Source organism: Synechococcus sp. A15-44, from assembly GCF_014280115.1.
In the GTDB taxonomy this organism is placed as follows: domain Bacteria; phylum Cyanobacteriota; class Cyanobacteriia; order PCC-6307; family Cyanobiaceae; genus Parasynechococcus.
In genome coordinates this window covers 990,114-1,014,767 of the sequence record NZ_CP047938.1, presented here as the reverse complement: position 1 = coordinate 1,014,767, position 24,654 = coordinate 990,114, and the positions used below count along the sequence as shown (strand labels likewise).

Genomic DNA, 24,654 nt, shown 5'->3' with positions numbered 1-24,654 from the left:
GACTTCAGCACAGCCCATTTCGAGCAGAAAGCTATTGCATCTTTACAGCTATTGAGGTAATGAAGCATCTTCTCTCTTCAACTGCAGCAAAAGCTGGGCCTTATCGTAGCGTTTTTTGAAACCAGCTTTTAGAGCCGAATGCTGGGCCATCAGCTGGGCACGGAGGCCATCCCGTCGCTTCACCTCCTCAAAAACAGAATCACACAGCAACCAATAGAGCTCAACAATTCCTAATTCGCGGGCATAGTCCTTCTGCTTGCGCAAAAGGCTTGCAACCCGCTTAAAGCAGTCGGGCGTAGGGAAAATGTGCTTGCTCTGAGATGACTCGATCTCAGCCTTACAACAAGCCAGCATCAAATCAAGATTGTTTTTGTTCTCTGGAGAATTCTTCAAAGCTGTCCAATCTTGCTTCTCAACGCCATGCACTTGTGGAAACATTTGCGCCAAGACCTCAGAAGGGGTTTTGCCCGCGCCCTCGCCTCCTAACGACCAGTCAAGTTCAGAATCAACAGCCTCCACCAGAGGTGCGTGAGGCGGTGCTGGCGGGTCCTCCAAACCCATCAATGCTGAAGACGGTGATACCTCAGAAGCTTGTGCTCGGAGCTCAGCGGATCGCGAACCTCGAAAGCCAGACACCCTGATGGGCCTAGCCTTCTTGCGCCTTCGAGCTATGCGCCTGCCTATCGCCTTGGAGAGAACAAAAGCAGTCGCCAGGACAGCCAGCAGAAAAGCAAGCAACTCCATTCAGGAACTGAGTGAGGAACGCCAAAACAACGTGGCGAAGCCTACTTTGAGATCGCCCAACCTGTTGTTCTGATCAACAGCAAGGGGGGATCAGCGTGGAGGCCCAGAACCCCAGCGCATGGAAGGAGCGATGCAGCGAGGACAAACCCTGCCTGGCTAGTTCGCCCCCTCAGGCGGGAAAGAAGCAAAACGAATCGAACTGATCCATTGCACTTTGGATCGGAGCCCATTCAGAACGGCGCCAAGGTTGCCAGCACCCAGTTTTTGCTTGCGCGTGTCTTGAATCACTTTCAAATCACCGTCATTCTGTGCTGCAAAATCACGACCGGAAATGTATGCCTTGATTTCACTGATCACAAAACTCTCATCCACAGCATGCTCGCGGACGACGACCGACGAGATCGCATCAATCATGTCCCGAATTTCTTTTCGAGCCTGATCAGCGGGGCTCACCTGCACAAAACTGTGTCACTGGATACATTTTAATTTGGACAGGCGCTGCGAAATCAGAACTTCTTCTTAAGGAGCAAGGCCTTAGCGGCAGTGGCCACCGGCAAGCTTCTGCTTGGCCTTCTCGGCTTTTCTGATCAGCTTCTGCGCGCAAGAGCGATCAACGCACGCTCGAGCCTGGAGCTCAAGGCGATGCAGCTTGAGGAATTGCTTCAGCGGATTCATGACAACCTCCTGTTAACCAATCATTAACCTCTACCACGGCATGGTGCCAGGGGGTATATACCTACTGGGGGTTTCTTAACCACGCTGAAATCAAGCCTTGACCTTCAGGCCGTAGATAGCAGTGATCTGGGCTGGATCCCTTGCAAGACCCACTCTTGAGATCACCGTTCTGGTCTTGGCTGCTGGCAGCGGGCATCGTGTGGGGCCCAGGGGCGGTCGCACTTCACCTGCAGCACAACGGCGTCATGCCGATCCCCTCTGATCAAGCGTTAACGGTGAGCCAGAAAAGCCAGGACATAACCAATCAGTAGGCCATTGCCGAAGGTGAGCCAGAGGAACTGGTATTTGCTCAGGCCAATCGACTTCCTGAACCGCTTTGTGGCGCTTTTATGCCAACTGAACATCGAATGCGTAACTCAAACTATGTATCAACAACTACACCACAGCGGTGCATGAACGCCAGGCCCAGCATTCGGCTCTGAAGGCTGGTTTTAGAGAGCAATGCAATAAGCCAAGCACTTGCTGGAGAAGCAGGGGTGACAACTCAATGCATCGAATGATTGGATGTCACCCCAAGCGACCGATGTCAAAGGTCTAACCAATTCAACGACGGGCCAGGGCGTACTGATCCCTCCACAGGATCGCCTCCACAGGGAGCACCTCCCAGGGCTGAGGAAGCTGAAGACCAGCATGAACCGCACGGTGCCGATGCTCACTGATCCAAAGCAAAGAGCCCACAACCCAGTTGGGGAGGTTGGCGAGAAGCCGGGCCTCGAATTCCTGGACCGTCTCATGCTCGTCGTAAAGCAGCACCGTCATCACCTCACGGTCATCCATGGTCCAGCGGACCAACCAAGTGAGCAGTGGCTCTGGAATCAGCGACTCCCGAAGATCGAAATTTTCCTGAATGGCATGCACCATCTCGTGACGCAGCACCCGTTCGAGGTCCTGATCAGCACGATGAACGTTGGCATGACAGAGCTCAATCAGATTCGTTCCCGTGATGTAGCCACCCATCAGGCCCGGTTGATCGCGGCAGTCACGGGGACTGTCGACAACACTCACACCGGACAGCGCCAGGAAAACAGATAAGCCGATGTCCCACATCCTTCATCCCCTTAAACATCCATTAAGCATCGAAGCATTAATCTCGCGCGTCTCAACATCCGCTCAACAAAGCGTTTCCCGTCTTTCCGTTCAAGCTCGACCTATGAGCACTGGTCGGTCTTGCGCCCTGTAGGTGTCACCTGCCTGATGGATCACCAGGACAGACGTTGTGACACGACCAGCAGCGCAAGCAGAAGCACAAGCTCTAGGGACCGACATGGAAAAAATCGGTTGAGTTCCACAAGCTGGCTGAGGCCACACTGTTGTTGTGGAAGCTCTTTTGCTGCTCCTGATGGAAATTGCCGCACCTCTGCTGAGGAGGATCGTTAAGAAGGCTTATCCGCACCCCTTCAGGCTTCTGTCACATGAAGTGGATCTAGATGAACTCTGAAGCGACACCGCCTCGCAAGGCTTATGCCGGGTCAAGCCGAGACCAGCCCTTAAAGAGCCGTTGAAGATCTCTTGGTTGGCTCAGCGACCTGGATCGGCTTTGAATAAAAAGGTACGACCCGAAGGGATATGCCCACTGGCCCGGTGAGACCAATTGCCCCACCCAACCCAGATCCGATCTTTCACCACGTCAAAGCGGGAATGTCCGTGATCATCAAGAACACAGACGAGACCTGGCATATGGCTGACGTGATTCACGTTATTGGCAGCGCCAAAAGCCCAAAGGTCCCATTGTTCTTCCAGGTGACCTATGTGGACACCCATATCACCAACTGGGTCAAGGCTGACCTCGTCACCCACATCGTTCCAAGGCTCTGAATTGTTGCCATCCTTGAAAGAGCTCTATGGCTCTGATGGGAAAGAACAAGGGCAACAAGACCGTAACGGTCCAACTTTCAGACGAGACGGCAGCCATGATTGACCGCAAGCTCAAGCAGTGGTCGCTGAAAAGTCGCAGCGAGGTGATTGAGCAAGTTCTTGGCTGGTACGTTCAGCCCTCAGATACCAAGGTGGCTCGTCGCAGAATCACTGAGCTGCTCTAGGAGCCAACCACGACCCAGCGCCACATGGGTGGCATGCCAAAGGAGATGGGCTGGGCAACCACGATGTTCATCCAAGAAAAAGCCCCTCGACGTGTCGCTTGCTTGCCGATGTGTAACACCGGTTCAGCTCTTGTAGGCAACCCATCGATAAACGTCTCGATCGTGCCTGGTTCCCCGTTGCATGACCCCGGATTTGACTGCACCTGCAAACGCCAGGCCAACGATTGATCAAGGTTATCGAGACCGATCAAGGATTAGCGTGCTCAAAACAACAGTGTTGCTCGACTTGCAAGGGTGATTCGTAAGTCACGAAGCTGGAACTTATGCTCCTTAACGCTTTTCATCAGCAGCGGTCACATAACCAGGCCTTTTCCTTGACGAACAACAGCAATCACGTTGCTGGATCCCTGGTCGACAACCCTGTAATTGCAATTGTTCACCTTAGACATCACTCTCGATCGAACAAAAGCTCTTAGCTCTGTCTTGAAGCAGAAGTCCTGAATCCAACGATCAGGAGCTTCCTCGCGATGGATGCAGTACATGGCTCATGCGGATTACAGAACTTTTGTCTTAACACAAACGATAGATGTCCTCAGATACCTAGATATGGCATTTCTCCTTTGATCCGGCAAAAGAAACCCTATAGAAGCTAATTTCATCACAACCAAGCCACAGTTAATAAATTTCCTATTGAAAAACAATACTGAGGAGGAAGAGTTCTGATTACTCACTCAGTGCCCCGCCCCTGCGACGGGGAGGGACGTATGGAGGTCGCTTCATGGCCGCCTCATCCCATTGCTTGAGGAATCGCTCAAGTTGGTCTTTGGTGTAGGGGCTTTTGTTGGCATGAGCAGACGACGCCATAACTCAATCGATGAGCTGGTGTTCGGCGCAAACCTAACCAGCTGGATTCGGCCGCCGTGGTGACCGAGGACACCAGGGAGGCGCTACACAAAAAGCGTTGATGACAGCCCTCTTCGGCTTTATATTGAAGGAGATAAACGTCCAAAAACTCAGTTTTAACCAGGCCCTAACCCTGCGGCCAGCTCGTTGTCAACTCCGTACCCAACACATCAAGACCGTGGCTTATCAAACCGAAAAGAAGAACTGTCCCGAAGGTTGAAAGCGACAGAGCGACGAGTCGTCGCGCACGACGATGATCCGAGCGTCGCTTGGAGAGTGAAGACATCAATTCAACGCTATACGACGCGTGACGCATGGCTAGACCTTGATTTTGCCGAAGGATGTCACATCCAAAGGCTCGTCGCTATTACTATCGGATATCTGTGATTGCCCGTTTGCTGACGTCTCCCTGTCCGCAGGGTCTATGGAATACATAAGCTTCAGTTTTGCCTCAGCCAAAGCCTTCGAATACAACCAGCGCGTCGCACCAAACGCTGACCACTCATTGCTCAGATCCGTGACCGGGCAAGTGGAATTTTTCTCCGTCATCGATGGCCTCGATGTCCGTAAACCTCATATAGGCGAACACAAAGACCCTGCAACCAAGACGAAGCAAACATCTGATTAAGCCTTGATCATGCTGACTCAAGGCATGAGAGATCCACTTGTCATGCACATATCAATCCGCTCGAGAAGCGGCGCCCAGCCACCACTCCAGAGAGGGAACTCCCATGGTTTGCGGTGGCATGACGGCACCTCCAACCAGCCGACGCAGACGAGATTCATCAATGTGTCGCGCAAGACACGATTTAGGAATGACAAACGGTTATGACTTTCGTGAGCGGGACCCACGAGAGGGTGGCGGTCTTAGCTCGGGCGATCTGCCTGCACCTCGGATCGCCTTGTCAGGAACTTTTTTGTGTGACGCAGGAGACAGGTGAAAAGAAAGGCGGACGGTTATGACGTCAATGAGACGACCTATGACGAGGGGGTCCGGCTCGGGTGATCTGTCTGTCTCGCAAGCGGATCGCCCTGTCAAAGATTCGGCAGCATGTGTTCCATCAGATGGTTCCCTCGATACCGAATCCCCAAAGAGGACATGGATCAGTTCACAGTGGGCAACGGACTTGATGCAGTGAAGTCATCTCCTCATGCAGGGCCTTCACAGCTCTGGAATTTGGGGTTGGCTCCGTTCTCAGCCGAGGCCCCAGCCCCATCGTGGCGTGGAAGCTCAAAACCAGCCACTGGAGGCGTCATGGAGACGGGCTGGGCTCTTGATGCTGGCCGAAGAAAGCATAAGTCGCAGGAACTATCGAATAAAAGCCATATAGTTTTAAGATGAATTTTTACTTACTCAACTTCAAATCGATCAGTTTTTTCTCGATCGGGCTAGTCCTAATCGCTTCAGCTCTTAGAGAGGGACAGGCAATAGAGAGGAGCTTGAGCAACTCATTGCCCCATGAAGGCAAGTGATTATTTTCAGCCACCATAGGACATTTCAAGGAAGGCACCCATGGCCCAGAATTAGTGGACCTGAGCAATTCAACCACTCCCCGATAAATGGTGGAACTGGATCGCCAGGAAATCCTTTGAATATCCACTTACCAAGACATCCAAGAAGAAAGGATGTGATCTAAACTACTTGAGTAGCTTAAATCTGTTCGCAGACTTAGCAAGATGAGCAAGAAAGCCAACAAACTGAAAGGAGCAAAAGATCTGACTGACCTTGAATCGGCGCAACGTAGGCGGTTCATCCTTTGCGAGCAGGAATCAGCCCATCAGATGCCCAGTTCGATCTTGATCTGGCACAAGACATGTATCAAGCGGATTCGGCTGCGCTTTGGTTTGAGCAAGTATCAGATGCTCTGGATCACCTTTGGCAAGGGCTTAGTGATCGGGTACGCCTTGGCGTTCTTTCTTCACCGTTGATGTCAAGAGAATGGGATGAGCCCGAGAGGTGCAAGCTAGTCAGAGCAAGCTTCGGAACGGCGAGGAGCCATAACTGCAAGCCAGCTTGACTGGCGTGGGTTGAAATTGTCGTCACTCCCCAAAATCATCGTGGTGCGACCGTCACGCAGTTTTGGGCCAATGGCCAGGGCCTCCCAATTGTCTGCCGGAAGACCAGCTGTGAGCAAATTCCAACCGTGCAATGGTTGCAGCGGTGGAGTCGAGTCAGTACCGCTGGGATACGGAAATAGCAGCAGCTGAGCAGACCATGTCAGTGGTGGTTGAAATCCACGAACGAGTGCTAAAAGTTTTCGTTGCGCTGGTAGAGCCAGCAGTTCGGTTAGACCAGCCCCATTTTTTAGTAATTGAATCTGCAAGGTGCTTTCAGGTCGCACCTCCGTGCCTTGATTGACTCGAGCTATTGGTACCAACAGTGGATCTTTGGTCTGCAGCAGAGGCCGTTCTGCGGCGAACAAAAGCTCAGCAGGAGCCAACGCCGTGAGGGATTCCGGCCCTTGATTTATCGCCAGACCGCGTCCTGAAAGCTCCCTCCAGGTCGATGGTAGCTGCAGCACTTGTTGCTGCCGGCCCGTGTTGATGTTGATGCGGATCAGTCGTGCGACGCGATCCGGCGTGCGGCGCCCCTCACTCGCGATCCAGGCACTGCTGCCGATCAGAACCAGCCCCTCACCATCGAACCCCTCAGGCAGTGGGTGGCCAAACTCATCCCTAATCAGCAGTCTTGACCCTGGATTCAGCGACGTGGTTTGGCCGTTGAGCAACTGGGACAACCCAGTCCATGGAATGAGATGACCGCGAGGAGCATCACTAAGCAACCAAAGTCGATCCAGCTCAGGCTGGTATGCGGCTGCGGAGAAACCGCCCAGAGGAGATCCATCTACCCCTCGCTTCGGTAAATCCACCGTGCGAACGACCTCCCACCCAGCGTCAAGAGGGCAGGGAAGAGTTAACTCCACGAATCTCACCAAATGGATCCAGACCCTCGCACCTGGCTCTGATCAGTGGCAAGAACAACGAACACCCTTGACCCAACTCCAGAGGCAAGATCAAACACCAACGCAGCAGAGGGAGATGGGCTGGGCTCCCTATTGAAAGAGGAACTGAAAGATTCTCCTCAGCAAGGAGCGCGGACCACGCCTATCACCTCTTCTGGAAAAGATGAATCTTCGTGTCAAAGGAGAAAAACCTAGAACCATAACTAAAAAATAATAGCCACGAAATCAGCCATTAATCATATGCTTCCTTGGCTCTAAATTCTGCTTAACCGCAACATGGAGGTTGAGTTCAATAGATTATTCGTCTCGTATTGGATACACCATCGTGCTTTGCACAAGTTTGGCGTGCGCGAGATCTTTGCCCTTGATCCATGGAGGCTGTCATGCGATTCATCCTCAGAAACGGTCGAAGTATCGCCGCTGACATCAGCGCCAAAGGGTTAGAGGTCTATACATACAAGGATCGCCTTGGCGACAACGTCCATGCACTGGCTTCAAAAACAGCCGAGAAAGACTTCCTCAGGCGCTTGACCTCGCATTTGATCGAGCTGTATGAGCTCCCGCAGCAAGCAAAAGGCTCATACAAGAAAACCTCCCACTGAGGGGGAGGTGGTTTCTCATTCTCATGCCTAGCGGTGCTTAGAGCGATTAGCTCCGCGCATTCATAATGCCTGGCCGAATCCTCGATAGAGGCAATGCTCTGAATATATTTCGTTATCGGAACACCACCTAAAGCGCAGAAACCAATCCCCATCAAGTTGCCGTCAATGAGGACTGGATGATCTGCCAGCCAACGGGTCGCTCTCCCGTGCTGCCGCGATGACTCACTCTGCCGTTAGAGAAGTCTCCACAGATCTCCTTCATAGGGGGTCTCCCGTGCCACTGCGTACCATTTTTCGGAGACCTTTGGGATCAAGGATTCCTCCATGAAAGTCTTATAAGCCTGTAGCGAGGGCTACGGAGAATTGGCATGTGAGCCGTTATTGGCTACGTAGTCAACGCCGTAGGCGCGACACCACGAGGGAGATGGGCTGGGCTCAGGGAGAGGGCTACTCGGTCAGGTTTCGGCGTCAAGCAACTCAAGCTCCACTTCACGGCCTTTCAGCCTGTTGAGCATGCCGCGGCTGTGATCGATGGGCGATCCGTAGACCTGGAAGTCCATCTGGAACTGCGGCAGAACAGAGAGCAGACCACGGCGTTTCTGCCTTGCCAGATAGCGATGAAAGCGGTTGAACGACCTCGATCGACTCATGAAAGCTCCTTCAATCGTTGTTCCGTTGTAAGGCTCCTGCAGGGGTGAGAACTGTGTTGAAATGAACCATCGAGAAAGCTTGAAGCGCGCAAAAAAGCGCCCCTCAAGGGGGCGCTTGCTTGTCGATCAGTGGCACCAGTTCAGCTGGTGTAAGCAACTCCCCGATAGGTACAAGCCGCAGAAGCACGGGCAATGGTCGGAGAGAGGTGGGCTGAAGTGTCGACACCGCGATAAGCGGTGGCACGCAAATGGGCCAGTTGAGCCTCAGTGAGGCGTTGCTTGCGAAGGGTTGCGCGCTTGACGAGGTCGAGAGGTGACATGAACGTCTCCACAGTGTCCGGGTCCCCGTTGCATGACGCCGGATCGAACTGCACCTGCAAAAGGCAGGCCAACGATGTTTAAAAGTTATCGATAAAAATCAACGATCGACGTACTCAGCAACACCGAGGGGGTCCATCAGCAACACATTTTCAACCGCGATTCGGCTTTCCGTACCCATCTGACCAAATGCCACCAGCGCGACATCGCCACATTCAGAAGCGATGCAACCAATGAACCCAGAGATTATGAATGCAATAAGATCAGGCCAAGAAATTTTTAAATTAGCGGGCGATAAGCAAGCCTCTATCAATCCTTATTCATTTGTTAATCGGCACAGCTTCACTGGGTTTAGGTTGAACCTGCGAATGCTTGGCAGAGAAGAGCAATGGACGAGCTGTTAAGCATCCAGCAACTGTCTGTGTCGTTTGAGGAAGATAACTTCGCCGTCCGTGATATCAGTTTTTCACTCCAAGACGGGGAATTTGTTGTTCTTCTGGGCTCCTCCGGGGCTGGAAAATCAACGCTGCTGCGCTCCCTGAATGGCCTGGTTCAACCCTGTTCGGGAAGCATCCGATCACGCCACCACGGAGAGATCAGCGCAAGCACGAAGCGGCAGCTCCGCGCCCACCGTCGGGACACGGGCATGGTGTTCCAGCAGCACCAGCTGATTGACCGCTTGTCCGTGCTCGACAACGTGCTGATGGGTCGCTTGGGATACCACTCCTTCCTGCGTTCACTGCTTCCACTGCCGGAGAGCGATCGCCAAAAAGCCCTCTCAGCCCTCGAGCGCGTGGGTTTGATCGATAAAGCACTGGCCCGCGTTAAAGACCTCAGCGGAGGCCAACAGCAACGCGTCGGCATCGCGCGGGCCCTTGTGCAAGAACCCCGTCTGATTCTCGCGGACGAGCCGATCGCCAGCCTGGATCCAGAAAGTTCAGTGCAGATTCTTTCACTGTTGAAAGACATCTGCCAGCGCGACCGAATTGCTGTTCTGGTGAGCCTTCACCAGGTGGAATTCGCACGCCAGTTTGCTGATCGAATCATTGGCATGGCCGCTGGTCGCATCATTTGCGACCAACACTCCGTGACCTTGGAAGATAGCGAGATTCACGCCCTGTATCGCCACAAGCTCGAGGCAGCGGTCACCTAAAGACCCGCCGTCTCGACTTCAGGCTTGCTCTTCATTTCATCCCCATGTTGTCCCAAGCTGCGCGTTTTTCAGCCGTTGCTTTTGCCTCTGCTGCGATTGTTCTGACTGGTTGCTCCAGCCAAACAACAACTGGCAAGTCTGCTGACTCCAGTGATCCCGACAAGCTGATTGTTGCCCTGATCCCGGATGAAAATGCCGCAACGGTGATTCAGGACAACCAAGGGCTGAAGGATTACCTCAACCAGAAGCTCGGCAAGGAGATCGAACTGGTGGTCACCACCGATTACTCCTCCATGATCGAAGCTGCTCGCAACGATCGCCTCGACCTGGCCTATTTCGGACCGCTGTCCTACGTTTTGGCCAAAACCAAGAGCGAGATCGAGCCGTTCGCCGCTCGGATCAAGGGGGGCACCAAGACCTACCAGTCCTGCCTGATTGGTAACACCGAAGCCGGTGTGACCGACTTTGAGGCGATCAAAGGCAAAACCTTTGCCTTTGGAGATCCAGCCTCAACCTCCAGCCGTCTGTTCCCGGAACTGACCCTCAAAGAAAATGGCCTCACCAAGGGTGAGGACTACGAAGGTGTGTTCCTCGGCGCCCATGACGCCGTGGCCCTGGCCGTTCAGAACGGCAATGCTCAGGCCGGTGGCGTGGCGTGCCCGATTTTCGAATCCCTGAAGGAGAAGGGCAAGATCGACGCCACCAAGGTGACCTTGATCGCCAAATCAGCGCCGATCCCGCAGTACCCCTGGACGATGCGCTCGTCGTTGAAGCCCGAGCTGAAGGACACCATCAGCACCACCTTCATTGAACTGAACGACGACAGCGTCCTGAAGCCGTTCAAGGCCGATGGATTCGCCGTGATCACTGATCAGGACTACGACGGCATCCGCAAGGCGGGTGATCTGCTGGGCCTCGACCTCGGCAAGTTCGTCAACTGAAGCCGTTCCTCTGTCCCGGTGGTTCCCACCATCGGGACCTTCTTGGTCTTCCGTTATGAGTGCTTCCGTTGATACCCATCGCGCCATTCTTCGGCGCCATGAGCTGCGATGGCGGCAGCAATTCCTCCGTGTGCTGGTGATTCTCACGGCGGTTGTTGGTTCCTTGGCCGTTGTTGGTCTGTTTGATCCGAATCGGATCGCCACTGGGGTGCCGGCGATACTCAACTTGCTACCAGAGATGTTTCCACCGGATTTCGCTCGGTGGCCGTTCTGGATCAAGCCTTTGATCGACTCGATGGCGATGAGCATCGCAGGCACCTCCATCGCGGTGTTCTTCTCGCTCCTTCTTTGTTTCTTTGCCGCCCGTAACACCAGCCCCAGCCCGGCGCTCTACGTGATCGCCACGGCAGTGCTCAACGTGACCCGAGCCGTTCCCGAGTTGATTCTCGGCATGATTCTTGTGGCTGCTGTTGGCTTCGGAGCACTGCCCGGAACCCTGGCGCTTGGCCTTCACTCCGTGGGCATGCTCGGCAAGTTCTACGCCGAGGCGATCGAACTCTGCGATCAGGAGCCGATCGAAGCCGCCCGCTCATCGGGGGCGTCTGAACTGCAGGTGATCGTTCACAGCATCCTTCCTCAGGTGTTTCCAGCCATGGCCGATGTCACCTTCTACCGCTGGGAATACAACTTCCGGGCTTCGATGGTGGTGGGCGCCGTGGGCGCCGGCGGCATCGGTTTGGAAATCATCAGTGCCCTGCGGATCATGGAATACCAGCAGGTTTCGGCTCTTCTGCTGGTGGTGCTTGTGGTGGTCACAGCGCTCGATTCGATGAGCAATGCCCTGCGGCATTGGATGGTGCAATGACAACCCTCATGAGCCATCAACAGCGGCCCCATCTCGTGGTCACGAACCATGTGCAGGAGGAGGTGATCGACTTCCTCTCCGAATTCGCACGGGTCACCGCCAATCGCAGCCGGGAGCCCTGGAGCCGTCCCGCCCTGTTGGAAGCAGCAGCAGACGCCGACGGCCTGCTGATGTTCATGCCGGATTGCGTCGATGCCGACTTTCTGGATCACTGCCCGCGGCTGCGCTCGATTGCCGGCGCCCTGCGTGGGTTCGACAACTTCGATCTCTCCGCCTGTGATGCCCGGGGCATTCGCTATCAATTCATCCCCAATTTGTTGGCGGCACCAACAGCAGAACTCACCGTTGCGATGCTGATCAGCCTGGCGCGATCCATCCCGGCAGGGGATGCCTTCGTGCGCACAGGCCAGTTCCCTGGATGGCGGCCCAATTTCTACTCCAAGGGAGTGATCAACAGCACGGTTGGCATCGTGGGGATGGGGCAACTCGGCATTGAATTCGCCGAGCGCATGCGGGGCTTCGGCGCAACGCTGCTGTACAGCGATCCCGTTCGTCTTGATCGCCCATCCGAGCAACGTCTTGAACTGCAGCATGTGGAGTTCAACGACGTGATTGAACGCAGTGATCACCTGGTGCTGATGGTGCCGCTCACGAACGACACGCTGCATCTAATCAATGCGGATGTGTTGGCCCGGTGCAAGCCAGGAGCAGTGCTGGTGAATCCATGCCGTGGCTCGGTGGTGGATGAACAGGCTGTTGTGCGCGCGCTGCAATCAGGCCAGCTGGGGGGCTACGGAGCCGATGTTTTTGAGATGGAGGACTGGGCCCGCGAGGACCACCCCTCTTCCATTCCCCAGGGCTTGCTCGATCAGCGCGATCGCACCGTGCTTACACCGCACATCGGGTCAGCCGTTCAATCCATCCGCGAAGACATCGCCATGACGGCGGCCCGCAATCTCAAAGCACTTGTTGAGTCCACCCTGATGCCGATCAGATGAGCAACACCACAACCACAACGCACTGGGATCCGAAGGATCTCCTTGAATTCAAAGGGCGTCATCAACAGGACGGCGTCGTGCATGTGCCTGGCTTGGTGGCCAGCGACGCCATGGCTGAGCTGCTGGCTTGGATTGACGACATCTCCAGCGCATCGACATTGGGGCGCCACTACTTCGAAAGCACGGACCGTGGTCGGGTCAAAGCGCGAACCGAAGACTTCGCCAAGGATCACCCTCCACTGCATCAGTTCCTGACCCAAGGGCGGGTGCACGATGTGCTCGAAGCCTTGTTTGGCGAGCCGCCGGTGCTGTTCAAGGAGAAGATCAACTACAAGCACCCCGGTGCCGCCGGGTACGCCCCCCATCAGGATGCCCCGGCCTACCCGTTTGGCTCGCTGCACATCACGATGCTGCTGGCCTTGGATTCAGCGGATACAAACAATGGCTGCTTGGAATTCGCCAAAGGGGCCCATCACAACGGGGTGATCGATGTGAATGCTGATGGATGCCTCCCGATTGAGCGGGCAGCTCAACTCGAATGGACGCCGATGCCTGTGGCGGCTGGAGACGCGGTGTTCTTCAACTCCTTTGCACCGCACCGCAGCGGCACCAACCGCTCCGATCGTTCCCGCCGCGCGCTGTACGTCACCTACAACGCCAGCTCCGAAGGCGATTTGCGATCGGAGTACTACGACCACAAAAAGCAGGCGCTGGAGGAAGGACGCGTCAGCTTGATCAACCACTTTCTCGGAGAGGACGTCTCATGACTGCACTGGCCGACCACGCCATGGAATGGATGAAATCCATGCAAGCGGGGAGTCGCGAAGAGCGCGTTGACCTGCTCTTCGCCTATCTCAACACCCATGGGCATTCCAGCTACGACCCATCGGTGACGCAGCTGGAACATGCTCTGCAGACAGCGCATCTGGCCCACCAGGAGTCGCAGCAACCCCATCTGGTGGTGGCATCACTGCTTCACGACATCGGCCATCTGATGATCGATGAACACGATGAGCAAAGGGATTTCCTCGATCAAGACTGTGCCCATGAGGCCGTCGCAGCCCGAGCACTCTCGGTGTTCTTCCCCACGCAGGTTGTTGCCCCCGTACAGCGGCATGTCTCGGCCAAACGGCTGCTGTGCTCCCTGGATGAGACGTATTACGCGGGGCTGTCGGATGCATCGAAACGCAGCTTTGCCGTGCAAGGCGGAGAACTGAGTCGTTCAGAAGCAATGCGGCTGTTGGCCTTGGAGGGAATGGACGATGCCATGGCCCTGCGGCGCTGGGACGACCGGGCCAAGGTTCATGGGGTTGACGTGCCCGACTTGGATGCCTACGGGCAGGTGGTCTTGGACCATCTCCTGTAGAGCAGGATTCAAGCGAGTTCAGCTCCCTGGGAGTTGCACACCATTGATCCCAGTTGCACAAAATCCCAGGGACAAATCAGGGACAAAACCTTCAGACCTTTTCCTGCAACTGATTTCTAGTTGGCAGCAGCGGGCAGAAACCCCAGCGCTGATCCGCAGGATTCACACCAGCTCCAACCACCACACTCCCCATCAATGCGGTGGGCTTCCCCCGGTTTGGTGGACAGGTCGACAGGAGAAACGCCATGACCACCAGACTGTTGATTGATGACCAACCCAAACAAACTGTGCACGCCGGCGGTTCACGCCGCAGCAAAAGGAGGAAGCTGTTGCCCTTTGCCTGGCTGAGGGTCTGACCTGCACGGCTGTGGCCCAGCGCCTCGGCATTCCAGTGAGCAGCCTGGCCAAGTGGGTCCGTCAGGCCCGCATCGATCGCGGTGAGCTCAGTGGTTCCGGCCAGGGCCCATTGACCAGCGAGGAACGCGCTGAACTGGTGCAGCTCCGCCGTGAAAACCGCGAGCTCAGGAGGGAAAAGGATTTTTTCAGGCTGGCGGCAGCGCACTTTGCCAAGGAGCAGCTGCCGCCGAGAGGTTTCGCTTGATCGATCAACTGGCTGATCAGCACCCCATTGCCTGGCTGTGTCGCCGGTTGGCTGTGACCCGCAGCGGTTACGACGGCTGGAAGCGCAGGCAGCAGGCGCCGCTGGGACAGCGGCAGGCAGAGAATGCCGCGATCACCGCTGAAATCCAGGCGGTGTTCCAGGAGCACCGTGGCTTCTACGGCTCGCCGCGGATCCACCAGGAACTGCGTGCGACTGGCCGGTCCATCGGGCGTCATCGTGTCGCCCGCTTGATGCAGCGTGCCGGCCTGCGGGCCAAGACCCGCCGGTCCTTCCGGCCCTGCAGCAAAGCGAGCGGTGCAACGGGTGTGGCTGAGAACCTACTTGAGCAGGACTTCACCCCACCAGCGCCCAACCGCTGCTGGGCCGGCGAGATCACTTAAATCCGCACCACCTCAGGCTGGTGTTATCTGGCTGTCTGGATGGATCTGTTCAGTCGCCGTGTCGTCGGCTGGAGCCTGGGCACCTCCATGGAGGCGTCGCTGGTGCTGGAGGCCCTCAACCGGGCCCTGGGTCAGCGCCAGGTGGAACCTGACCAGCTGCTGATCCACACCGATCAAGGCAGCCAGTACAGAGCCACCGCTTACCGCGAGCTTCTGGAGGCCCATGGCATCACCTGCAGCATGTCTGCGAAGGGCTGCTGTTGGGATAACGCGGTGGTGGAGAGCCTGTTCTCCACCCTCAAACACGAACTGGGCCTCGACGATGACGCCGTAGACCGCATCGCACCCAAGCGACTACAGCGTGATCTGGCTTTCTGAATCGATGGCTATTACAACCGCGAACGTCGCCACTCAACGCTGAGCTACCTCAGCCCGATTGATGACGAGCAGCAGTTCATTGCTGCTCGTACACTCACTTATGCGGATCCCTGATCGGTGCCCACCAAACCGGGGGAAACCCATTCCGCACGCGATAGCTCCTGATCCTTGTGCTGTGCTTTCACCTAAGGGGCTGCTAATACAATCTCAGCGATTCAGCAGTTGAAGACATTCTGATTGATTTGCCTACTATGCGTCGCTTTGCCGTCATCGATCTGATTGGTGGCTGGATCTCTGATGAGACAACGATCCTGGCTTTTCACAACGTAGTTGGGCAGCACGAGTTGAGCAAGCAGATCGTTGTGACGTCAAAGCTCACCTCAAGCAACGGGGTATAGCAATGAAACAAGGCATCATCATCGATGCCACCTTGATCTCTGCTCCGATCCAAGTTGTTGTGTCTCAGCATGTAGATCAGTAGCCAATGAGGTGTGAGGTCGCAAACTGTTGAGGTGTCACCCGCCCAACCGAGACCTCACGACTCATGCGTCAACACACCAATGCCTGTTTGACGCAGAAGGGCCGGCTGCGTTTGATTTCTCAACACCTGATCGACCGCCGGCCCATCGAAATCGTGCCAATGGGGCTTTTGCTGACGCCATGGCATTCGGTTGAGGGGTTCAAGGCTCGGACGCCCCAAGAGTGATCGAGAGTTATTGGCTAAAGAAAAACACCTGTACCTGGATGATCAGCGGCAACGCAGCGTAACGCCGCCGATGGCAGGATCTGTCAGAGCAAACGTCTGCTTGGGTTGGGTCTGATCCAAGAGAAACTCGCTATAAATTACAGATTGGCGCTGCACTCAATGTTCTGGCGATGAACCTTGAGAATCTGCTGGAGCTTCTTTTTGTCCTTTTTCGGCCGTGCTATGCCTTCTCCTGGTCAATGACGGCAGTTAAGAGAGTCGAAGTGTGCAGCTGAAGCATCAGATAGCTGCTGCAGGCCGTGACGCACCAGTTCGGGAATCAGCTCCCCGGCGCTGCTGCCATCCAGTAGCGGCGCCAGTGCAGACGCGTCAGACTGTTTCGAGGGCATGTTCGTCTGGTTGAGGTAGGACTCGAACCAGGGTCACGGGCCTGCCCACCCCTTGCAACGCCAGCCACTGAGCCGGGTGCCTGAGCTGTGCGCTCAACCCCGGCGTCGCCGGGGTTGATGTCCCAAGGGAATTACACCAACACCTGGGACGCGGGCATCTCAAAAATTGGCGTTATAGGAGTCATCACAACAGTCAATTGGGTCAGCTAGCCGCAATGAAACATGTCAATGATGAAACAGCACGATAATCACCGTCCAACAAATCAGATTCAGTTTCAAATATAACACCGACATACAAATCTGAAGTCAGGGATGTAGGATTGAAGGTAATAGTATCAACTCCCAAGTCGGCATCTACATCCTCAACATCAAGCCCAATACCCAGGTTATTTACCTGAACATTCTGATATTCTCCTGACACATCATCTCCTGATTTATAAGCAAGGGAAGGAGATTCAGCCTTGATGGAAAATTTACTGAGCGGAGTCTCATCTGTTGTTTGTATAACAGCCCTGATCTGTGCTGCCTCAGTTGAAGATACCAATTTTAAAGTAGACTGGAAGCCTAAAACACCAGCATCGGCTCCAGAAAAGCTACAAGATTCGGTCGTACTGTCTAAAGTTCCAAGGAATTCAACCGCAGCAGTTTGAGCTCGTACAGCAACTGGTTGTGCTAAAAAAAATTGTGAAGAGCCGAGCAGGAAAAAAGCAAAAAAATTTGGGAGGTTCATGAAGCTTTGAAAAATAATTTATTATAGAACCTAAAGTCAACCAACGCTAGACTAATACCTTATGGATACACCAAAAAGTAACAACTATTACTATTCTAATCCCGTCTTGTTGAATCCCTAACATTGAATTCACTAGGCGCACTGATGTTGATATAAAAAGTTTACTTAAGGAATGTCAAGGTTAGCAGTAATTTTATCGCACGACGAGACTGGCAATGCCGCATTTAGGCCCGATGAACCATTCAGAGAACGTTTTACGGTTCTTTGAGCTGGTTTGCAGCCATGAATGGCTGATTGTTGTGGCTGAATCGCGGCATTGAAATACGCCATTCCAGATCTCAACCTGCGGCAAGTAACCACCATTGTGATTTTTACAGATTCGACATTGCCGCCAGCACGTTGATCTTGAAGCGATCCTGGTATTCATCCCAACCATTCGGCAGTCTCCCTGCTTTGATCTCTGCGTTCTCCTCGCGGGTATTGCGTTGCCTGGGAACAGGAACAAGAATTGGATCGATGTTCTAACCGCCGCCAGCTTGCAGGCCCTGCGAACACAGGGAAGTCTCGATCATCTCGAAGAGCTCCTCGATGACGCCTGCCTCTCAAAGGATCGCCTGTCATTGATTAGAATTTCAAGATTGTCATCGCTGAGATTGAATAACTGCTTAAGTATCAGCATCTTAAAGAGAATCAGCGGATCAATCCGCTGTCGCAAGTGTTGCCCATCCGCTCTTGTTTACAGCCTTGTTCAGGTGGTGGTCGATGGACTCCCATGAAATCGACTCAGAGAGGGTCGTCAATACAGATTTTTGATCGTGAATCCTTCAGATCCTCTGCTGTTGATACCAGAAGCCATGCTGTCGGACAGCCTGAATAAATTAAGCCTTTACACTCAAAGACGGATTTGTCGACACATTAAGTCTTTTTTGGTTTATCGGTATATTCAATAACAGCTAAAAGCTAAACAAAAGAAAAATACGGGGCTCTAATATGGAAGATTCTGCAAAGGATTTACCTATAAAATTGCTGCGCCTTCCGTAAGCTATTACTTTAAACGAACAAGGTGGAAAGCAGATACATCTGCTGTTTATATAGGCAGAAATAAATTAAATCCATAAAAGGAGATTAATCGTTAACAGGGATACTTTCGGTCAATTTTTGAGAAATCACGAAGGCCAAATGTACTGCATTGAAGACTGCACAATTTTCGCTCATTAAGAGCTTACTCCCACAAATACAACAGATACCATATTGAACCAAAGCCTTGCTATATTCGGAAACGAACCCTTGCCTGACTTAACTACCACTTATATACAGAAAGATAGGCAAACCTAGAATTGCAACGATTGACGGACTTTCTGAAATACCATTTCTCATCGCATCGGAATATAAATGCTCGAAAAATATTTCAGCTAATAGCATCACAAAGCCGATAGCCAGATTAAGCCAATTTGCTAAAAATATAAGCGTTATCTAGCAAGAGCAAGAAAATCCAGCTAATCATTGATTATTTTAATTCAAACAATGCAAATATAGTGATGCAGAGATTCTAATGATTCTGTTTAAAATAACTCTTCAATATGCAATTGTACAGATTACAACCCAAGAAAATTCCATTTAGTAAAGCAATGAATGATCATCCAAAATTGTTTTAGCATCATATTCTGAGCACATTTAGACTGTTTAAACCGATAAACAACAAAGATAATGCCTGACAATTCAAGAAAACAATTGTTGCTAAACACGCAATAGTTAATTGAATTCAAACGATAAAAAAATAAGAATTAGACAAAAAATATAGTCTGAATGTTTTAAATCAACACAAAAGTACATGGATTCATCCCGGAGATATTATTGATATGCAATATTTTGTAAATATTGTTCCTTGTCTATTGGCTCAGAAGAGCTTGGCAATGGTGGAAGTGGCTGAATGTATGGGCGACTAACTTTCACATTTTGAAAATTGGACTTTAAAACCTCTTGTGATAATAAATCAGGTTGCTTTGTACGATCAGCAAAGGTAGGATTGAGATTGTTTTCAGGATAATCTACAACTGGGGATTCATCCCCCGGATGATCATCTACAGCGGGAGATTCATCCCTCAGTGAAAGAGAAAATTGTCCTTGGCTAGATTCACTACTGTAATCAAGTGATTTCTTGACATCTTTGAATTCAGCAGACGTAAACAATTTCTCGTTTAATTTTAGAGACATAGAATGAAACTGTCTGTCTGTAAGGATTCCTTCATCATACATCTCTCGAAGATTCTCAATTTTAGATCTCACAAGAGCTTGCTCAAAGAGGTCGTTGCATCGAAAATCCTGTGATGTTTGAAGAAGAGGTACATTAACACTAACCATAGCTGAAAGAGGACTAGGCCCGTTCCTGTAAGGATCATCATAAACATTATAAAGACGGTCAGGAAGTGCACCAACAGACATCGATAGAGTTGGAACAGATCCACCATCAGATGAACATCTAATACCGTTACCCATATCGAGTGAAGCCTTAGATCGAGTCATCCTTGAATTATTATTATTCAAATAAACTTGAGAATAAACAGATTTTGGGATCAAAAATTGAAGAAGAATTAACCCTCCCATAGAGAGCATACACGAGTTGAGAATGATCCTTGAGTTGAAAGAGAACATAGGTAGAAAGGAGTTGAGTTTGGGGACTTAATTCGATATTTAATAGATTTAAATCCGCGTTTTCTTACCCTGAATAAGCTTTTTTGAATATACACAAGCTTTCTTTGTTTTCTTGCTTTGTAGGGTTTGTCAGCAGGTGATCTGACTCCATCATTTGGATTCACCGGATAAGCATCAACGAAAACGCGTATGGATTCATCAGACTGATTACTGATTAGCAATGATCCAGATCTTTCTCTTAAAATCATTGGTCCCATACCATGAGCGTATGCATTGAGTCCGCTTAATGAAGATAAGGCAAGCGCGCCTAGAAGACACAGTTTAGTTTGTAATTTCATGGGGCTGGCGAACAGGTTACAGTTACATATGCTGTATACTCTCCATTTTCAAAACCACTATTATTCGTAAACAGCACATCCACTGATGAAGTATCTACACTTCCGCTCTCGTTAGAATTCAATACAATTGTGTTATCGTAAGCAGAATTATTTACGCTGATAAATGATTGTTCTGCTGCACTTGGCCCGTTAAGTTTTGGCTCGTCCAAGGTAATTAAGGCTCCAGACTTCATATTGCTGACGACTGTTATCGCTCCAGCTTGAGGAGTTCCAAGGCAAGAGATAGGGCCAATAGTTAAACTATTAACCTGATTGGAATCAGAAGATAAAGTAGTTTTGTCTACTGAAGAAGCAAGCGTTCCATCCTGAGTCTCAATATTGCAGATATCTTGAACTACTCCGCCCAGATAATTAATCCGACCCGAATCAACTTGTTGAGCAAGTACTGGAGTAAGTACTGCAAAGAAACCTACACCGAGTATTGGAAGTTTATTCAAACTTATGGAAATAAACTCACTTTTCATGATTGAGATGGATATCACTAAATAAAAGAGTCATTTAAAAGGTAGTCAATTGATGTGTGTGCGGTTCTCAAGGCGCACACACATCATCTTCAAGTGGACTCTGAAAAACCAGCCCAGCTGCCGGGGATTAGGTGTGTAGTCCCACCAGGTTGTTCAGCTGACAAAGGGGTGTGAGGTCGTCATGGTCCGGGTGTCACCTCCGACCCACAGACCCCACACCCCATGCATACCCACCCGAATGCTCGGCTGACACCTCTCGGCCGTGAACGGTTGTTGCGTCGACACATTCACGATCGGTGCACTCTCTCCGTTCTCGCAGCGGAGGCTGGGATCAGCCTGCGAACGGCCTACACGTGGCTGGCCCGCTACCGCTCAGGCGGTGCAGCGGCTTTGGTGGATCGACGTCGTGTTCGCCGCACTCAGCGGCGGACGCTCAATCCACAGCAACTGCAGCACGCTGTTGCCCTCCGCCATGAGCGCTGCACCCTCCGTCGCGTCGCCCGGGTTTTATCGGCACCCCTCTCCACCGTGGGGAGGGTGCTTAAGGCCTTGGGTCTCGCATGATTCATGTCGACACCAAACAGCTAGCCCGTTTTGAACGCATCGGGCACCGGATCACGGGTGATCGGCGTCTGGGATCCAGCCGTGGCGCGGGCTATGAGAAAGCCCATGTGGCCATCGACGATGCCACTCGCCTTGCCGACGCCGAAGTGCTGCCGGATGAGAAGCAGGCCACGACCGTCGGATTCCTCCTGCGGGCTGTGGCCTGGTTCGATACCCAAGGGATGACTTGCAAGCGTGTGCTCTCCGATAACGGCAGCGCCTTCCGCTCCAAGCCCTGGAGAGAGGCGTGCATAGCCCTGAGCCTGACGCCCAAACGCACTCGGCCCTACACACCCAGAACCAACGGAAAGGCGGAGCGGTTCATCAAGACCCTGCTGGCTGAATGGGCTTACTCCATGCCATTCCAGACCTCAGGGGGAACGGAACCAGTGGTTGCCGCGCTATCTGGCGATCTAGAACGGCCGCAGGTGCCACATGGCCTTGGCGGGCCGCACTCCCATTCAGCAGCTCGGCTGGTTACGGGCTACTGAATGACCTGATGAGAAAACACAATTAGGGGCTTGATCTCTTGACAGGCCGCGTCCCTTTGCGAGGTGTCAATCCCGAGGCCCGATTGCCCTAATCTGAGGGTGAACAGGGATGAATGACGGGCTGTCATTCGCGAGGCGCATGTGCACCTCGTTGTTTCAAGGTGAATCCAGCCGATTGACTTGTCAAGTCGTTCGCCTGGATGACGGATTGTTTGTTGGCTATGGCGTTGATCTCGGTCGTGCGGTTTCAGCTGCCGGCCCCCGGGCGCTGCGCCACCGCTCTGCTGGGGCCTTGGTTTAGGCGCTTGCTTCCTGCAGGTCGATGTCGGCGCAGATGCGGCTGACCTGGGATTTGGAGATCCCGCTTTGGCTGCCCAGAGCCGCAACAAGGGCGTCGACCTTGCGGGTGGAGACGCCGGCGACATAGGCCTCCATCACCACGGCGTAGAGGGCCTGATCCACACGCCGGCGGGGCTCGAGGATCGAGGGCAGGACGCTGCCGCTGCGCAGCTTGGGGATCCGTAGATCGATGACGCCCACCTGGGTGGTGAGCACGCGAGGGCGGTAGCCGTTGCGGTAACCAGGACGCTCTTCGCTGCGTTCATGGCGATCGGCAGCGAGCACGGCGGCGACCTCCAGCTCGATCAGCTGCTGCAGGCCGTGACGCACCAGTTCGGGGATCAGCTCCCCGGCGCTGCTGCCATCCAGTAGCGGCGCCAGTGCAGAGGCGCCACAATCCATCTTGGGCATGGTTCGTCTGGTTGAGGTAGGACTCGAACCAGGGTCACGGGCCTGCCCACCCCTTGCAACGCCAGCCACTGAGCCGGGTGCCTGAGCTGTGCGCTCAACCCCGGCGACGCCGGGGTTGATGTCCCAAGGGAATTACACCAACACCTGGGACGCGGGCCTCGCCAGGCCGATTGCCGCCAACTCATCAATTGAACAAACGCCACCAAAGGGATGGGCCGACCTTCCTGATCGGTCAACGGCCTCTCCCGAGCGGAGTATCAGTAGTGATTCAAGAGATTCACTTTTCCCTCACCAGAAGCGGGAGGTGATGGTCCACTGTGGAGAGGACCTTCGGTCCGAGGACCCAGCGAGAGAACTCAACAACCAAATCTCGGAGCTTCAAGCCCGGGTTGCCTACCCACAGCACTGGAGCAGCGGAGAGCATGAACAGCACATCGAAAGGCTCCGCCAGCTCACTTACGAAAAAAACCGTCTGAGCGATCGATCAGGCTCCTCTCCCATGGGGCGAGCTCATCACTGAAGAACTCTCCTACAAGTCAGTTGGCGCGTGGCTTGTCAATGAACCACAGCAGCTTTACTACCAATTCACCGCTTCCAAGGATGGCTCGCAAGGCGAGTCGATCGTCATGCGCAGCTTCCATTGGAGACCACCTGACGACCCGATTCCTCAGGGGAGTCAACTGATGACGCGACAAGAGGCGCTGGAAAAATGGAATGCACTCAAGTCAATGGGCTGGAGGAGATGCGCCGCTCCACTTCGGTAGGGCAGTGAACGGGGCAACCCAGTACTTACGAGTCGTTGGCAACTGGAGCAAAACCAGCGGTAGTCCAGAGTGCTGTTATGAAACAGCCGAACACGCAACGACTTAGGGCTCTACGGCTGTCTGCACTCGCAAGGGACAACAAAGTCATCAATGCCATTCGCTCCTCGATCACTCAGGCCCCTGATGCTCTGGTTAAAGAGTTGATGGACGTCCATGGATGGCCTGCGCATGAAGCCCTCTGCGCCGTTCAGCAGCTTCAGCAAGATGTCCTCGATGACACGACTGAACAGGCATCGGCGTGAAAGAAATCATTCGCAACGGCCAAGATTTGGTCGAGCGATTGAAGCCCAAGTCAGCTCTGGCCATCGCTTGAAGTGAGGGCTCACTGGCATTCGATGCACGCACGATTCGTATGTCTACGTTGCAACTGTCGTCCTCTTTAGGGACATGGGATTCGACGGAGTCGATAAGACAGACCGCTTCATCATTGCCGCCAGGCGACGTGCGGAAGCTGCATTGCATGAGACTGATCCAAAGCTGACGGCGCTAGAGAAGGCGATGTGGCTCAAGTTGAAGCGAGGTGAACGCCCCTGCAAAAACAGCAAAGCGTCCTAGGGAACTGATCACCTGCACTTCAACAAAAGAGGAGGCCGCCCCTCCCAGATGGAAGAGACGGCCTAACTCGCTCGTTTATGCATGGCAGTCGACCTAGTCAGTACGTGTTGCCTTTGGGGATCTCCTTGGCAATGGGACTGAAAGAGGAAGGTCGAAGCGTCTGGCTTGTGGCAACCCTGGGGCCATTTGGACCAGGTGTGAAGCGGGACTCCTGCGGGGCACCTAGACGGACGGTGCAGAGGAGTGTCGACTGATCAGACGCACATCAGTGTCGTCACAGACGAGGCGCTCACGGTTGGGTTGAAAAGTTGGAGCAGGGGCCAGAAAAGTCAGGCTGCTTCTTCAATTTGCTCAGGTGGAGTGTCGGCCGTCATGGGCTCCTCCGATCTCGATGCACACACTCTCGGAAGCGGTGGGGCATCAGGCAATCAGCTG

The 24,654-nt window shown here is 53.3% G+C and carries 28 protein-coding genes and 2 pseudogenes; 18 read left to right on the top strand and 12 right to left on the bottom strand.

Features of this window, described 5'->3' with window-relative positions:
- Positions 1–48: 48 nt before the first annotated feature.
- Both SynA1544_RS05690 and SynA1544_RS05685 read right to left on the bottom strand, forming a co-directional pair.
- Positions 49–519 (bottom strand): hypothetical protein, encoded by a 471-nt coding sequence (locus SynA1544_RS05690; RefSeq protein WP_186515142.1) that lies wholly within the window; start codon positions 517–519, stop codon positions 49–51.
- A 381-nt stretch (positions 520–900) separates the two neighbouring features.
- On the bottom strand, positions 901–1,197 hold the full coding sequence (locus tag SynA1544_RS05685; RefSeq protein WP_186515141.1) for a hypothetical protein: 297 nt from the start codon (positions 1,195–1,197) through the stop codon (positions 901–903).
- Positions 1,198–1,287: 90 nt separating this feature from the next.
- Here SynA1544_RS05685 and SynA1544_RS05680 point away from each other — a divergent pair, with 90 nt between their 5' ends.
- The gene (locus SynA1544_RS05680; protein WP_186515140.1) at positions 1,288–1,446 is read left to right on the top strand and encodes a hypothetical protein; all 159 of its coding nucleotides are present in this window, start codon (positions 1,288–1,290) and stop codon (positions 1,444–1,446) included.
- Positions 1,447–2,022: 576 nt separating this feature from the next.
- Here SynA1544_RS05680 and SynA1544_RS05675 read toward each other — a convergent pair.
- On the bottom strand, positions 2,023–2,526 hold the full coding sequence (locus SynA1544_RS05675; protein WP_186515139.1) for a hypothetical protein: 504 nt from the start codon (positions 2,524–2,526) through the stop codon (positions 2,023–2,025).
- Positions 2,527–3,045: 519 nt separating this feature from the next.
- Between SynA1544_RS05675 and SynA1544_RS05670 the strand changes: the two genes are divergently transcribed.
- The 3 genes from SynA1544_RS05670 (at position 3,046) to SynA1544_RS05660 (ending at position 6,350) form a co-directional block, all read left to right on the top strand.
- The gene (locus SynA1544_RS05670) at positions 3,046–3,294 is read left to right on the top strand and encodes a DUF3104 domain-containing protein (protein WP_186515138.1); all 249 of its coding nucleotides are present in this window, start codon (positions 3,046–3,048) and stop codon (positions 3,292–3,294) included.
- Positions 3,295–3,329: 35 nt separating this feature from the next.
- Positions 3,330–3,518, top strand: a complete 189-nt coding sequence (locus SynA1544_RS05665) for a hypothetical protein (protein WP_186515137.1) — start codon at positions 3,330–3,332, stop codon at positions 3,516–3,518.
- 2,580 nt (positions 3,519–6,098) lie between these two features.
- The gene (locus SynA1544_RS05660; RefSeq protein ID WP_186515625.1) at positions 6,099–6,350 is read left to right on the top strand and encodes a hypothetical protein; all 252 of its coding nucleotides are present in this window, start codon (positions 6,099–6,101) and stop codon (positions 6,348–6,350) included.
- Between the two features lie 35 nt (positions 6,351–6,385).
- Here SynA1544_RS05660 and SynA1544_RS05655 read toward each other — a convergent pair whose 3' ends face one another.
- Positions 6,386–7,291: an esterase-like activity of phytase family protein gene (locus SynA1544_RS05655; protein ID WP_255477740.1), complete on the bottom strand. Its 906-nt coding sequence runs from the start codon at positions 7,289–7,291 to the stop codon at positions 6,386–6,388.
- A 464-nt stretch (positions 7,292–7,755) separates the two neighbouring features.
- On the opposite strand from SynA1544_RS05655, the gene SynA1544_RS05650 reads away from it, so the two are divergent.
- Entirely contained in the window at positions 7,756–7,986 is a 231-nt protein-coding gene (locus SynA1544_RS05650; RefSeq protein ID WP_186515135.1) for a hypothetical protein, read from the top strand.
- 455 nt (positions 7,987–8,441) lie between these two features.
- Here the strand turns inward: SynA1544_RS05650 and SynA1544_RS05645 are convergent, their stop codons facing one another.
- Positions 8,442–8,636, bottom strand: coding sequence for a hypothetical protein (locus SynA1544_RS05645; RefSeq protein ID WP_186515134.1), 195 nt, complete (start codon positions 8,634–8,636; stop codon positions 8,442–8,444).
- Between the two features lie 140 nt (positions 8,637–8,776).
- Entirely contained in the window at positions 8,777–8,956 is a 180-nt protein-coding gene (locus SynA1544_RS05640) for a hypothetical protein (RefSeq protein ID WP_255477739.1), read from the bottom strand.
- Between the two features lie 386 nt (positions 8,957–9,342).
- Between SynA1544_RS05640 and phnC the strand changes: the two genes are divergently transcribed.
- The 10 genes and pseudogenes from phnC to SynA1544_RS15025 all read left to right on the top strand — a co-directional run.
- On the top strand, positions 9,343–10,107 hold the full coding sequence (gene phnC / locus SynA1544_RS05635) for a phosphonate ABC transporter ATP-binding protein (protein ID WP_186515132.1): 765 nt from the start codon (positions 9,343–9,345) through the stop codon (positions 10,105–10,107).
- Between the two features lie 44 nt (positions 10,108–10,151).
- The gene (gene phnD, locus SynA1544_RS05630; RefSeq protein ID WP_186515131.1) at positions 10,152–11,048 is read left to right on the top strand and encodes a phosphate/phosphite/phosphonate ABC transporter substrate-binding protein; all 897 of its coding nucleotides are present in this window, start codon (positions 10,152–10,154) and stop codon (positions 11,046–11,048) included.
- A 55-nt stretch (positions 11,049–11,103) separates the two neighbouring features.
- Entirely contained in the window at positions 11,104–11,913 is an 810-nt protein-coding gene (phnE, locus tag SynA1544_RS05625) for a phosphonate ABC transporter, permease protein PhnE (RefSeq protein WP_186515130.1), read from the top strand.
- Positions 11,910–12,911: a phosphonate dehydrogenase gene (locus tag SynA1544_RS05620; RefSeq protein WP_186515129.1), complete on the top strand. Its 1,002-nt coding sequence runs from the start codon at positions 11,910–11,912 to the stop codon at positions 12,909–12,911. The genes phnE and SynA1544_RS05620 overlap by 4 nt, the downstream gene beginning before the upstream one ends.
- Positions 12,908–13,678: a phytanoyl-CoA dioxygenase family protein gene (locus SynA1544_RS05615; protein WP_186515128.1), complete on the top strand. Its 771-nt coding sequence runs from the start codon at positions 12,908–12,910 to the stop codon at positions 13,676–13,678. Before SynA1544_RS05620 ends, SynA1544_RS05615 begins: the two co-directional genes overlap by 4 nt.
- On the top strand, positions 13,675–14,277 hold the full coding sequence (locus SynA1544_RS05610) for an HD domain-containing protein (protein WP_222930165.1): 603 nt from the start codon (positions 13,675–13,677) through the stop codon (positions 14,275–14,277). The genes SynA1544_RS05615 and SynA1544_RS05610 overlap by 4 nt, the downstream gene beginning before the upstream one ends.
- A gap of 340 nt (positions 14,278–14,617) precedes the next feature.
- The gene (locus tag SynA1544_RS05605) at positions 14,618–14,878 is read left to right on the top strand and encodes a transposase (protein ID WP_370594109.1); all 261 of its coding nucleotides are present in this window, start codon (positions 14,618–14,620) and stop codon (positions 14,876–14,878) included.
- On the top strand, positions 14,875–15,279 hold the full coding sequence (locus SynA1544_RS05600; RefSeq protein ID WP_186515127.1) for an IS3 family transposase: 405 nt from the start codon (positions 14,875–14,877) through the stop codon (positions 15,277–15,279). Before SynA1544_RS05605 ends, SynA1544_RS05600 begins: the two co-directional genes overlap by 4 nt.
- A gap of 39 nt (positions 15,280–15,318) precedes the next feature.
- Complete coding sequence (locus SynA1544_RS05595) at positions 15,319–15,657, top strand: DDE-type integrase/transposase/recombinase (protein WP_186515126.1); 339 nt, start codon at positions 15,319–15,321, stop codon at positions 15,655–15,657.
- Positions 15,658–16,313: 656 nt separating this feature from the next.
- Positions 16,314–16,572, top strand: a pseudogene (locus SynA1544_RS15025) (transposase); the annotation flags it as partial.
- A 27-nt stretch (positions 16,573–16,599) separates the two neighbouring features.
- Here the strand turns inward: SynA1544_RS15025 and SynA1544_RS05590 are convergent.
- The 5 genes from SynA1544_RS05590 to SynA1544_RS05570 form a co-directional block, all read right to left on the bottom strand.
- Positions 16,600–16,752, bottom strand: a complete 153-nt coding sequence (locus tag SynA1544_RS05590; protein WP_186515125.1) for a hypothetical protein — start codon at positions 16,750–16,752, stop codon at positions 16,600–16,602.
- A gap of 202 nt (positions 16,753–16,954) precedes the next feature.
- Positions 16,955–17,482, bottom strand: coding sequence for a hypothetical protein (locus tag SynA1544_RS05585; RefSeq protein WP_186515124.1), 528 nt, complete (start codon positions 17,480–17,482; stop codon positions 16,955–16,957).
- A 568-nt stretch (positions 17,483–18,050) separates the two neighbouring features.
- Complete coding sequence (locus tag SynA1544_RS15020; protein ID WP_186515123.1) at positions 18,051–18,197, bottom strand: transposase; 147 nt, start codon at positions 18,195–18,197, stop codon at positions 18,051–18,053.
- Positions 18,198–19,333: 1,136 nt separating this feature from the next.
- Complete coding sequence (locus tag SynA1544_RS05575) at positions 19,334–19,978, bottom strand: hypothetical protein (protein ID WP_186515122.1); 645 nt, start codon at positions 19,976–19,978, stop codon at positions 19,334–19,336.
- A 490-nt stretch (positions 19,979–20,468) separates the two neighbouring features.
- Entirely contained in the window at positions 20,469–20,996 is a 528-nt protein-coding gene (locus SynA1544_RS05570) for a hypothetical protein (protein WP_186515121.1), read from the bottom strand.
- A 222-nt stretch (positions 20,997–21,218) separates the two neighbouring features.
- Here SynA1544_RS05570 and SynA1544_RS14665 point away from each other — a divergent pair, with 222 nt between their 5' ends.
- Both SynA1544_RS14665 and SynA1544_RS14660 read left to right on the top strand, forming a co-directional pair.
- Positions 21,219–21,560 carry a leucine zipper domain-containing protein gene (locus SynA1544_RS14665; RefSeq protein WP_255477738.1) on the top strand — a complete coding sequence of 114 codons (342 nt, stop codon included), beginning with the start codon at positions 21,219–21,221 and terminating at the stop codon, positions 21,558–21,560.
- Positions 21,557–22,090, top strand: coding sequence for a DDE-type integrase/transposase/recombinase (locus tag SynA1544_RS14660; protein ID WP_255477737.1), 534 nt, complete (start codon positions 21,557–21,559; stop codon positions 22,088–22,090). The genes SynA1544_RS14665 and SynA1544_RS14660 overlap by 4 nt, the downstream gene beginning before the upstream one ends.
- A gap of 312 nt (positions 22,091–22,402) precedes the next feature.
- On the opposite strand, the pseudogene SynA1544_RS05560 reads toward SynA1544_RS14660, so the two are convergent.
- Positions 22,403–22,840: pseudogene (locus tag SynA1544_RS05560) on the bottom strand (transposase); the annotation flags it as partial.
- Between the two features lie 479 nt (positions 22,841–23,319).
- Here SynA1544_RS05560 and SynA1544_RS05555 point away from each other — a divergent pair.
- Positions 23,320–23,604: a DUF1651 domain-containing protein gene (locus SynA1544_RS05555; RefSeq protein WP_186515471.1), complete on the top strand. Its 285-nt coding sequence runs from the start codon at positions 23,320–23,322 to the stop codon at positions 23,602–23,604.
- Positions 23,605–24,654 lie beyond the last annotated feature (1,050 nt).